Consider the following 10218-nt stretch of genomic DNA (forward strand, 5'->3'; position numbering starts at 1 on the left):
GGCGAATAGACCTTCATCACCATAATCGGTCACCCTCTCCCGGCCCCCACCGGGGCCGGAGGTCAGGGTGTCCACCACCCGGGGGGAGGTCCCCTACCTTCAAGAAGGTCGGCCCTATGCAGTGGTCGCCGCCGGTGCCGGGATCTCCACACTGCTCCTCGTGACCGCGCTCCAGGGGCGTGTCCGGACGCTGTGCTGGGCTGCATACGGCAGCACTATTCTGCTGATGGGGCTGCTGAACTGGCTCTCGCTCGTGATCTGCTCGGCACACCTGGCAACTCTCCTGTGGACACGAGCCGGGCGCGAAGTCTGGACACGCTGGACGACAGCCTCCGCGGCCGCCACTGCCTGTGTGCTGCCGTTGATCCTCTTCAGCCGAAGTCAGTCCGCACAGGTGTCATGGATACCGCCGCTGTCCTGGCACATGTTGATCGGCCCTGCGGTTCTGCTGGCTATCGGTGGCGTCGGCGCACTACTGGATCGGCCCCGAGCAGGCCGGCTGTCGGTGGCAGCCGTCGGGTTACCGCTGCTGGCGGTGCCACAGATCGGCCTCATCGCTCTTTCCCTGATCCAGCCGTTGTTCCTGGACCGGTACATCCTCTACAGCATGCTGGGGCTGGCACTGCTGATCGGCACTGCCATCGGCTCGGCGATACAGGCGGTCAGGCCCCGGCTCCCGAGAGCGTCGAAGGGGATTCTCCCCGCAGTGGTCGTCGCAGCGATGGTGGCACTGCTGCCGCAGTCACTGGCCAAGCGGTCCCCGGCAAGCAGGGTGGACGACGTCCTGGCGATAGCGTCGGACGTGCGGCGGATGAAAGAGACCGGGAGTGCGGTGCTCTTCATCCCGTCGGCGCGTAGGGACACCAAGTCCGTCTCGCCGAATGCCTTTGCCGGGCTGCGAGACATAGCTCTCGTGGAGAGCCCGGAGAGGTCCGGGACCCTGAAAGGTGTGGAGGCAAGCCCGGATCACATACGTGCTGCGATGCTGGCCCAGCAACGGATACTGCTGGTGACGGACGCAACGCAGGTGGCGAAACCGGTGACGGCCGAGCGGGACAAAATGAAGACCGCCGTGCTGAAGAAGTACTTCACGCCAGTGGCTGACGAGCAGGTCCGTGGTCGGCAGGTGACGGTGTACCAGCGGCTTGCGACAGCTCATTGACCGGCGATGCAAGACCACCTTCGAGCTCGTAACCGGACGGGGCTGCGCGGACCCGCCACCTGGGTGGCCTTCAGGTGTCAATGATCAGCACCGAGTTCCAGCAGTCCGCACGCAGTCCGTAAGGCACCCGATCAAGACCGTCGCGCCCCGTCGCCGGCAATCACCAAAAGGCCACCTTGCGTCAGGGGCGACAGTGGCCTTCTAGAGCAGGAACGACTTCGGATCCCGCAGGACGTGCCACAGTCCCGCCGCGAGCGGTACGACCGTCATGGCGAAGAAGACCCAGAACACGAACTCGGCCCCGGGCGCGAGGTTGTAGACGGTGCCGTCCTCCCACTGGCAGTAGGCCCGCGGCGGAAACGGGGTGGAGATTCCCGAGACCTCCCCGCTCCCGAGGATGCCCTCCCGCATCGGCTCCCTGGGGCAGGGGTCGGTATCCGGGAACAGGAAGGGGTCGTCCGCCACCATGATCACGACCCAGGTGACGGCGCCGAGCGGCACCGACCAGAACACTGAGGTCCGCACCCACAGCGGCAGCAGCGGATGCGCCAGCAGCCCACGCAACGCGACCCAGCCGACCACGAGCCCGACGAAGACCGGGAGCAGCGTCATGGCACCACCGCGGTCTTCCGGGCGCGGAGCTCGATGACGTAGCCCGCGCCGATGACGAGCAGGGCGGCGGCCAGGGCGAGGGACGCGGTCGCCCAGTTCATCCACAGGTAGCTGGGATCACTGGAGTAGACGGTGCCGTTGTCGCGGACGCAGTCGAAACGAAGCGGCAGGTACGAGGACCGGTGGTGGGAGAGGCCCTGTCTCGTCTCCGCGTCGAAGCCGTCGCGGCAGGCAGGAGCCGGGATCGAGTCCGCGCCGTTGCCGAACGCGTGCTCCGACAGCAGAACGCCGGAGAGCCCCAGAGAGTAGACGGCCACGGCCGCCCACCCGGCCGCTCCCGCCGCACGGCGCAGCAGATGCACCGCCCAGGGCTCGGGCCGACCGGGGAACGCCATCGCGACGACCCCCACCGTGGCGATGAGCGCGCCGAGGGCACAGACCGCGGAGAGACCTAAACCCACCAGCAGCACGCCCGTCACCCCCGTCCGAGCGGGGGCAGGGCTTGAGAGATGAGGGGGGCGGCACGCATGCGGCCACCTCATCAGCACCGCACCGGACCGGCTGTGGCGGAAGCCACTCCACCCGTCACAGTCGTGTCACAGCGGGCGGAGGTCCTTTAGGGTCTGTGAGGTAAGTCGCCTATGCGTCACCGGGTTCTGTCCCCGGTCGAGGACAGAAGCCCTCTCACGACAGCAGAACCCGTCAAGCTGCGCTTTCCTGCATGAACTGCAAAGAGAGAGGCCATCGTTCTCTGTCCCGAGGCTCTCTCCGTACCGCGCCGTACACCGCCGGATGTCGCCGCGTACGAAGGGCCCGCGTCGGCGCGTCATCGCTGGTCACGTTGTGCCACGAAGCGCCACCGTAAATGCATGACCGCAACACAATCCCCCCTCACGGTGCACCGGTTCACGATGCGCTTCAGCTCCACCCCGCGTGGTGCCCGTCTCGCCAGACGGCTGTGCGGGCACCGCCTCGACGCTTGGGGCATCCCGTACGGCAGCGACGCGCACGATGTCGTCACGCTCGTCGCAGCCGAACTGTGCGCCAACGCCGTACAGCACGGGCACGTGGCCGGCCGTGACTTCCACCTGCTGCTGACGGCCGACGCCGCGACCGGAACCGTACGCATCGAGGTGAGCGACACCCGCGGTGAAGGTCTGCCCGCGCTTCCGTCCCCGCCGTCGGCCGACGGTGAGAGCGGGCGCGGGCTGCTGCTCGTCGCGGCGTTGGCCGACCGGTGGGGGTGCTGCCCGCGCCGTTCGGGCGGCCCCGGCAAGACGGTCTGGGCGGAGTGCGCCGCACCTGGCCTGATCTCACCGCCCCCGCTCCCGTAGACCGTCCCCTCGCCCGCCCCAACTGGACTCTCTCGTCACCTACCGGCCAAGATGCCCCCTGCACCACATCAGGCGCTCGACGGGCGAGGACGAGGGGCGGGACGGGACCACGTGCCGGACGACAGACGACGGATCGCGGATCGCTACGAGCTGCTCGAACCTCTCAGTCACGGCGGCATGGGCGACGTGTGGCGTGGTTTCGACGCCGTGCTGGACCGGCCCGTCGCCGTGAAGCTGGTGCGGCCGCAGGCCGTGACGTCGCAGCGGTTGGCGGAGGAGTTCGAGAAGCGGTTCCGGCGGGAGGCTCGGGTCACCGCACGGATCCAGCACCCGGGCGTGCCGCAGGTGTACGACGCGGTCCTGGACGAGTCGTACGAGCAGCTGTTCCTGGTGATGGAACTGGTCGACGGCGTCCCGCTGACCGCGTACGTCCACCCGGACCACCTCCTGCCCATCAGCTGGGCGGTGGCCGTGGCGGCGCAGGTCGCCACGGTGCTGTCGCACGCGCACGACGTGCCGGTGGTGCACCGGGACCTCAAGCCGAGCAACATCCTGGTGGCCCGGGACGGCACGGTGAAGGTGCTGGACTTCGGCATCGCGGCCATCCTGCGCACCGACGTCACCAAGCTGACGGCGACGGGGAGCCCGATCGGGACGTATCACTACATGGCGCCGGAGCAGGTGCGGGGCGCCCGGGTCACGCCGAGCACCGACCTGTACGCGCTCGGATGCGTGCTGCACGAACTGCTCTGCGGGAGGCCGTTGTTCGAGGGGGATGGCGAGTACTACCTCATGATGCAGCATGTGTCGGCCGCGCCGACGCCGCTGCGCAAGCTCCGCGCGGAGGTGCCGGCGGAGCTGGAGGAACTCGTCCTGGACCTGCTCCGCAAGGCGCCCGAGGCGCGCCCGGTGGACGTGCAGGCGGTGTACGAGCGGCTGCGGCCGTTCCTGCCGTCACCGGCGGACGAGGCGGAGGATTCGCTGCTGCCGGGCGAGGCGGGTCCGGCCGGGGCGCCCGACCCGACCGGGGTGTTCCGCCGCCCGTACGCGCCCCGCTCGCGTGCCGGAGCCGCAGGCGCGCGGTCGACCGCGGCCGACGCCGGGCCCGACGCCGTTCCGGCACCGGTGCTGCCACCTGCCCAGCGCGAAGAGCTGCGGGAGCAGATCCGCGAGGTGCACGACCACTACGCCGCGCTGATGGAGGAGGAGCGGTTCTCGCAGGCCGCCGAGGTGGTCGGCGAGATGATCGAGACGGCGGCCCTGGTGCTCGGCTCGGAGAGCAAGCCGGTTCTCGCACTGCGCAGGCGCCGGGCGTTCAGCCGTCAGCTGGCGGGCGATCACCGGGCCGCGCTGCCGGAGTTCGAGGCGCTGGCCGACGCCTACGCCCGGATCGCCGGTCCGCACAGCGAGGCGACACTGGACTGCCGGGCCCAGGCGGCCCGCTGCCGTGGCGAACTGGGCCGGGTGACCGAGGCGTTGGCCGGGCTGCGGGGCGTACTGGACTCCGTACGGTCGATCGACAGCGACGTGAGCGAGAACGCCGTGGAGCTGCGCCGCGACATCGGCATGCTGCTGCTCGCGCAGGGGCGGACGGCGGACGCGTTCGACGTCCTGGACCCGCTGCACGCGGACCTGTGCCTGGTGTTCGGCCCGCACCACGAACTCACGGCCGAGGTCGCCGAGACGCTGGCGGTGATCCGCCTGGACCTCGACGGGGACGGCCCCGGCTCACCCACGTGAGTCCCCTTTCCCGGCCCCCCTCCGCCCACAGCACGACGACTCCCCCGGCCCCTAGGATCGCTCCATGCCGCAGCTCGCCTTCGACGTCGGCTTCTTCGCCGAACTCCCCAAGCTCCAGCCGCCGGTCAGGAAGGGCGTGCTCGACGCCTGGGAGAAGTTCGACCGGCTCAGTCTCGACCAGCTCTTCAAGGACGCGGGGCTGAAACTGGAGAGCCTGACGAACCCGAAGGACAAGCAGATCCGGACGATCCGCATCGACCAGTTCTGGCGCGGTGTCGTCCTCGCCCCGACGAGCGGGGACACCTTCGTCCTGCTGCGGGTCATGCAGCACGACAAGGCGATCGCCTGGGCCAGGAAGCAGAAGTCCACGATCAACACGGTGACCCGGGCCGTGGAGATCCGGGACGCGGCCACCCTGGACGAGATCACGCCGGCGTACGAGCGGGTGGCACAAGCCTCGCCGAAGGCGCGGCTGTTCGAGAAGTTCTCCGACGGGGACCTGAGCGCGCTCGGCATCGACGCCGAGACCCTGCGGCAGGCCCGGTCGCTCGTCGACAAGGAGCAACTGGAGGTCTTCGCGCCGCTGCTGCCGCAGGACCAGCGCGAGGTACTCCAGTACCTCGCGGAGGGCTGCACGGTGGAGGAGGTGTGGCAGGACATCGTCGCGCCCGCCCTCCAGGCGGCGACGCAGCCGGTCGACACGCAGGACTTCGAGACGGCGATCCGGCACAGCCGGGCGCGGATCGCGCTGGTCACGGCGTCGGAGGAGTTGCGGGACATCCTCGAGAAGCCCTTCGCGGCCTGGCGGGTCTTCCTGCACCCCTCCCAGCGCAAGGTGGCCTACCGCGCGTCCTACTCGGGGCCCGCCCAGGTGACGGGCGGCCCGGGGACCGGCAAGACGGTCGTGGCGCTGCACCGGGTCAAGCACCTGCTCGGGCACCTGCGCGACGGGGACCGCATCCTGCTGACGACGTACACCAACGCGCTCGTCAACGCCCTCCGCGCGGGCCTGGACTCCCTGGTGGAGGACCCGGAACTGCGGGCGCGGGTGGACATCTCGACGGTGGACGGATTCGCCAGCCGTGTCGTCGGCGAGGTGCCGGACGCGGTGGCGCTGCGGCCGTTGCAGTCCAACGAGGAGGAGAGCCGCTGGGCGAAGGCCGCCGAGGCGACGGGCTTCGACGGCAGCGCGCAGTTCCTCGCCCAGGAGTACCGGCACGTCGTGCTGGCCCAGGACATCCGCACCCTCGCCGCGTACGAGGCGGCGGACCGGCGCGGACGCGGGAGCCGGCTGACCGCGGCGGAGCGGCCCCTGGTGTGGGAGACGGTGGAGCGGTTCACGGCGGACCTCGCCGCGGACGGGGCCCGCACCTGGCTGCAGACGTGCGCCGAGGCGGCGCGGCTGCTGGCGGAGAAGGGGCCGCGGTACCGGCACGTCGTGGTCGACGAGGCGCAGGACCTGCACCCGGCGCAGTGGCGACTGCTGCGCGCGGCCGCCCCGGCCCGCCCGGACGACCTGTTCGTCGCCGGGGACCCGCACCAGCGCATCTACGACTCGAAGGTGTCCCTGAAGTCGCTCGGCATCAAGGTGACCGGGCGGGCGGTGAAGCTGCGCAAGAACTACCGCAGTACGCAGGAGATCCTGCGCTGGTCCACCGCGCTGCTCATCGGCCGTCCGATCGCCCAACTGGAGGACGACGGCCGCAACGAGACCCTGCTCGGGTACCGCTCCGCCCTGCACGGCGACGGACCGGCGGTGCACGCCGCGACGACCGAGGAGGCCGAACTGGACGCGCTGGTCGCGCAGGTGAAGGCGTGGCTGGAGGCGGGAGTCGGAGCCGGGGAGATCGGGGTGAGCGCCCGCTTCAAGCGGACGGGTTCGAAGGCGGTGGCCCGGCTGAAGGACGCCGGCATCCCGGCCGAGACCCTGCGCGCCACCGACACCGCGAAGGAGCCGACGGCGGTACGGGTCGGCACCATGCACTCCTTCAAGGGACTGGAGTTCCGCTGCGTCGCGGTCGTCGGCGTCACCGGGGAGGCCCTGCCGTTCCCGAAGGCGGTCACCCCGCCCGAGGTGGACGCCAAACAGCACGAGACGGACCTGCTGTCCGAACGCTGCCTGCTCTTCGTCGCCTGCACTCGGGCCCGCGACAGCCTGTACGTCTCCTGGTCGGGCGAACCCAGCCCGTTCCTGAGGGAGGCGGGCGTGTGAAGCGGCAGGCTCGCTGATCTGGTTCTTCCATCACGCCACGGGAAGACTCTTCACTGCACCATCAGGTTGAGGTATGCGCACCCCGTGTGACAGGAGGGGCGACCATGGGCACTCAGGACTCGCAGTTCCAAGGTGCGGAGATCCTCGAAAGCATGCGGACCCACGTCCGCTGGACTCTGCAGGCTTGCCGCCGTCGGAGACGACGGCTGGCACTCGCCCGCATGACGTTGATGCTCCACGACGGTGGCAAGCGCCATCCCCACGACAGACGAGAAAACACGTTGGCCGGCTGCCGCCGAGCTGCGACGATGCAGCTGTTTCCCATGCGAAGGACCTTTGTTCGTATTCGTCTGTGCGAGGTGCGGTGCCGAGCTGACCGTCCCGCTGTCCCAGGTCTCCCTTCCGGCCCACGCCCGTCAGATATACGGGAATGGGGTCCAGCTTCCGGTGCTCATGAAGGCAGGGACGTTTGCCGTGGACCCGGAACCCTGGGGGCGGCCGTGGCGGATGTGGGACGAGATCGATCCGGGCGAGGCGGAGGCACGCGGCATCTACGCACCGGTCTACGCCCTGTCCGACAGCGTGCCGGGGGCGATGGTCATCGCGCCCGGCGATATCCGCGGAACCCGGCTGATCCCCGAGAAGCACGGCGGTGCCTGCTGCGGCCTCGACGGGGCCGACGGCCCCAACATGGCCTGCGAGGCGTGCGACCTGCCCGTGGCGACCAGGGTTGACGACTGCTCGCTCTGGCAGGCAGTGCGGCTCAGCCCGGACGCGGTGCACCGCGTCCTCGTTGACGGTGTCCATGCTGCGCCGCTCTCCTGGGCGGAGCTGACGGAGAAGAGGGAGAGCACGCCCCCGTTCGAGCCGATTTCCACGTGGGGAGGACGGTTGGGGCCGGGCCACTACTGGTCGTGGAGTCCGCAATGGGAGGCGGCAGCCGGCCGGGCGCTCGCCCACCTGCTGGCGGCCTCCGAAGGACAACCGGTGAAGGTCCCCAACGGTCTGACCGCGGACGTGTTCCAACGCGCGCTCGACGCCCTGCTGCCCGCAGGCCCGCCAAGGCGGCGCGCCGTCCTGGCCGGCCCGGGACGGCCCGCCCCCGACGCGGGCGTCGACATCCTCCTCGTACCGGTCCATCCCCAGACGGGTCAGACCTGGACCCCCGCCGGCCCGGCTGCATCCGCATACCCGGTGCCGCTGCCACTGGGGGTGTGGCTGTGGCTGGTCTCTCCCCAGCCGTACGTGCCGGTTCCCGCGTCGGGCGGCATACCCCAGGACGTCCTTCGCGACGACCCGCTCCCGCCGCGCCCCAATTACCTGTTCCGGGCCGACCGGGGAACGTTCCAGCACACCATGGTCCGGCTGCCGGCCGTTCGCAGCCCGTGGCTGCGCACGATCCTCGAGAACCTCACGCAGGACAGGCCGGCCGACCTCTTCTAGCCGTCCGGCAATCGAACAGCGCCAGACTCTCGTGCCTCCCGAAGTGGTCAACTCCGTGAGAGCGGTGGACGAGTCTCTTCTGGTCGGCAGACTGGAGCGATGCGGATAGAGAGTGTGGTCGGGGTCCAGGCAGTCCGGCTCGCCGTGACGGTCGGTGCAGTCGTCGTCGCTCCAGTTCTATTGGTGGCGAGGCTGATCGCCAAGGGCGCCGTCCGCCTGGAGCTGGATCATTACCTGGAGGTCCTGGTCCCCAAGCCCGGCGCGTTTCCCGGGTCCACCGCCCTCGAACAGGCCCGATCAGCAGGCAGGTTCACCCCGCTCCACGACGCCTGGTGGGCTCAGGCTCGGAAGGTCCACGGTGAGCGGGACGGCACCCGGGCCCTGATCGAGGTCCTGCTGCTGGGCCGGCCCTGCCGCACGAGCACATCGTCGCCGGGCTGGCCGCGGCCCTGCGGGCCGGGGCGATGACCGCTGACGCAGTCGCACTGGAGGCACGCAAGGCTACCCAGGCGGAGACCGAACCCGCCCCGGCGGGACAGCCGTCGCCCGGCAAACCGCCGGCGGACGTGACATCCCTGCACGAGTGGAAGCTGTCTCATCTCCCGCCGGATACCGGGCCACCGCCTTCGGTGACCCCCTATGACCAGTTGCTCCGACGTCGTCGCGTCAGCGGCGGTGACCACCCGGAGGGAGAAGCACAGTGACCCTGCCCCGCCAGCGAGGCTTGACCGAGCAGGCCGCCGATGCTGCCATCGACACCCCTGCCGCCCGCTACGACCGCGTCGGCCTTCTCTGCATCAACGAGCTGGGCTACATGGAACTCGTATGGTGACCCAGTTCAGCTGTGCTGCATCCAGACGTTGGGCTCCTGATACACGCCCTGATCGGCCGAGCGGCTGATCCGCAGGAGGCTGAGTCCATCAGGGATCACATAGTCACCCGACTCGGGAAAGGCCATTCCGGTCCAACGTTCCCACTCAGCAACCGTGCCGGTCATGGTCTGCGAAGCCGGAGCTGCCGACAGTATCTTGGCGCCAAGACGCTGATGGGTTCGGATCCAAGGATCAAGAGCCATCCCGTCCTCACGGCTCCACCGCATGAAGGTCTCGATCGGCGTCAACGGATACTGGGCCTTCGTCGTCGGACGGACCGGGGCTATGACCCGGTCCCATCCGGCTTGTCTCGCTGTCTGACGGAGCGCTTTAAGCGTTTCCCCCGCCAGTCCTCGTCCCTTCAGTGACGGCGTGACGATCGCTCCGCAAATCACCAGAGTATTGGGTTCGGCTCCTTGCTCGCGGCCCTCGACGGCGCGAACAAGCGCCTGGGTATACCCCGTGGGGAGAGACTGAGGCAGTCCGTCCCAGTGGATCGGCACACCCCAGCCCGAGGCAACCGGCACATCGTGGTCATCCACCAACATGAGGTTCAAGTCGGCGAACCACTCTCCGACCTTGCCTATGTACTCCTTCACCAGCTGGTCAGCAGTGATGAACTCCGGGAAACCTTCGCTGAAGAGCTCCTTCAGATGCTCATCCTGCCACGTGCGTGCGTCAGTCCGTTCGATCTTCAAAACCATTGCCTGTTCATAACACACCGCCTGTAAACAGCCGCCCTCCTGATCGGGTGTGTCAAGTTAACGGCTGATCTTGGTTGTTGAGGTTCAGTTGCTGGCCGGGGTGAGCCGGCCCTCGAAGGTGATCTGGAATGCGTTGAGG

9 protein-coding genes and 1 pseudogene are annotated in these 10218 nt (G+C 69.2%); 7 read left to right on the forward strand and 3 right to left on the reverse strand.

Annotated features, from left to right (window positions below; genetic code table 11):
* Positions 1–94: 94 nt before the first annotated feature.
* Positions 95–1162: pseudogene (locus ACFYQA_RS38470) on the forward strand (hypothetical protein); the annotation flags it as partial.
* 201 nt (positions 1163–1363) lie between these two features.
* On the opposite strand, the gene ACFYQA_RS38475 reads toward ACFYQA_RS38470, so the two are convergent.
* Both ACFYQA_RS38475 and ACFYQA_RS38480 read right to left on the reverse strand, forming a co-directional pair.
* Entirely contained in the window at positions 1364–1774 is a 411-nt protein-coding gene (locus ACFYQA_RS38475; protein ID WP_388928342.1) for a hypothetical protein, read from the reverse strand.
* A complete protein-coding gene (locus tag ACFYQA_RS38480) occupies positions 1771–2244 on the reverse strand; it encodes a hypothetical protein (RefSeq protein WP_388928344.1) in 474 nt (157 codons plus the stop codon). The genes ACFYQA_RS38475 and ACFYQA_RS38480 overlap by 4 nt, the downstream gene beginning before the upstream one ends.
* Positions 2245–2643: 399 nt before the next feature.
* Between ACFYQA_RS38480 and ACFYQA_RS38485 the strand changes: the two genes are divergently transcribed.
* The 6 genes from ACFYQA_RS38485 to ACFYQA_RS38510 all read left to right on the forward strand — a co-directional run bounded on the left by ACFYQA_RS38485 (position 2644) and on the right by ACFYQA_RS38510 (position 9335).
* The gene (locus ACFYQA_RS38485; RefSeq protein WP_388928346.1) at positions 2644–3108 is read left to right on the forward strand and encodes an ATP-binding protein; all 465 of its coding nucleotides are present in this window, start codon (positions 2644–2646) and stop codon (positions 3106–3108) included.
* Positions 3109–3285: 177 nt separating this feature from the next.
* Positions 3286–4848 carry a protein kinase gene (locus tag ACFYQA_RS38490; RefSeq protein WP_388928357.1) on the forward strand — a complete coding sequence of 521 codons (1563 nt, stop codon included), beginning with the start codon at positions 3286–3288 and terminating at the stop codon, positions 4846–4848.
* 64 nt (positions 4849–4912) lie between these two features.
* Positions 4913–7060, forward strand: a complete 2148-nt coding sequence (locus ACFYQA_RS38495) for a UvrD-helicase domain-containing protein (protein ID WP_388928348.1) — start codon at positions 4913–4915, stop codon at positions 7058–7060.
* Positions 7061–7396: 336 nt separating this feature from the next.
* Positions 7397–8503 carry a hypothetical protein gene (locus ACFYQA_RS38500; RefSeq protein WP_388928350.1) on the forward strand — a complete coding sequence of 369 codons (1107 nt, stop codon included), beginning with the start codon at positions 7397–7399 and terminating at the stop codon, positions 8501–8503.
* 99 nt (positions 8504–8602) lie between these two features.
* Positions 8603–8971, forward strand: coding sequence for a hypothetical protein (locus ACFYQA_RS38505; protein ID WP_388928352.1), 369 nt, complete (start codon positions 8603–8605; stop codon positions 8969–8971).
* A gap of 232 nt (positions 8972–9203) precedes the next feature.
* The gene (locus tag ACFYQA_RS38510) at positions 9204–9335 is read left to right on the forward strand and encodes a hypothetical protein (protein ID WP_388928353.1); all 132 of its coding nucleotides are present in this window, start codon (positions 9204–9206) and stop codon (positions 9333–9335) included.
* A 6-nt stretch (positions 9336–9341) separates the two neighbouring features.
* On the opposite strand, the gene ACFYQA_RS38515 is transcribed toward ACFYQA_RS38510, so the two are convergent.
* Positions 9342–10079 carry a hypothetical protein gene (locus tag ACFYQA_RS38515; RefSeq protein ID WP_388928355.1) on the reverse strand — a complete coding sequence of 246 codons (738 nt, stop codon included), beginning with the start codon at positions 10077–10079 and terminating at the stop codon, positions 9342–9344.
* Between the last annotated feature and the right edge of the window lie 139 nt (positions 10080–10218).

This window comes from Streptomyces sp. NPDC005774 (assembly GCF_042871645.1).
In the GTDB taxonomy this organism is placed as follows: Bacteria; Actinomycetota; Actinomycetes; order Streptomycetales; family Streptomycetaceae; genus Streptomyces; species Streptomyces pratens.

What these genes read in the sequence shown, in the direction of transcription:
- ACFYQA_RS38495 (WP_388928348.1), top strand. Translation starts at nt 4,913, where the DNA reads ATGCCGCAGCTCGCCTTCGACGTCGGCTTCTTCGCCGAACTCCCCAAG.
- ACFYQA_RS38505 (WP_388928352.1), top strand. Translation starts at nt 8,603, where the DNA reads ATGCGGATAGAGAGTGTGGTCGGGGTCCAGGCAGTCCGGCTCGCCGTG.
- ACFYQA_RS38515 (WP_388928355.1), bottom strand. Translation starts at nt 10,079, where the DNA reads ATGGTTTTGAAGATCGAACGGACTGACGCACGCACGTGGCAGGATGAG.
- ACFYQA_RS38485 (WP_388928346.1), top strand. Translation starts at nt 2,644, where the DNA reads ATGACCGCAACACAATCCCCCCTCACGGTGCACCGGTTCACGATGCGC.
- ACFYQA_RS38490 (WP_388928357.1), top strand. Translation starts at nt 3,286, where the DNA reads ATGGGCGACGTGTGGCGTGGTTTCGACGCCGTGCTGGACCGGCCCGTC.
- ACFYQA_RS38475 (WP_388928342.1), bottom strand. Translation starts at nt 1,774, where the DNA reads ATGACGCTGCTCCCGGTCTTCGTCGGGCTCGTGGTCGGCTGGGTCGCG.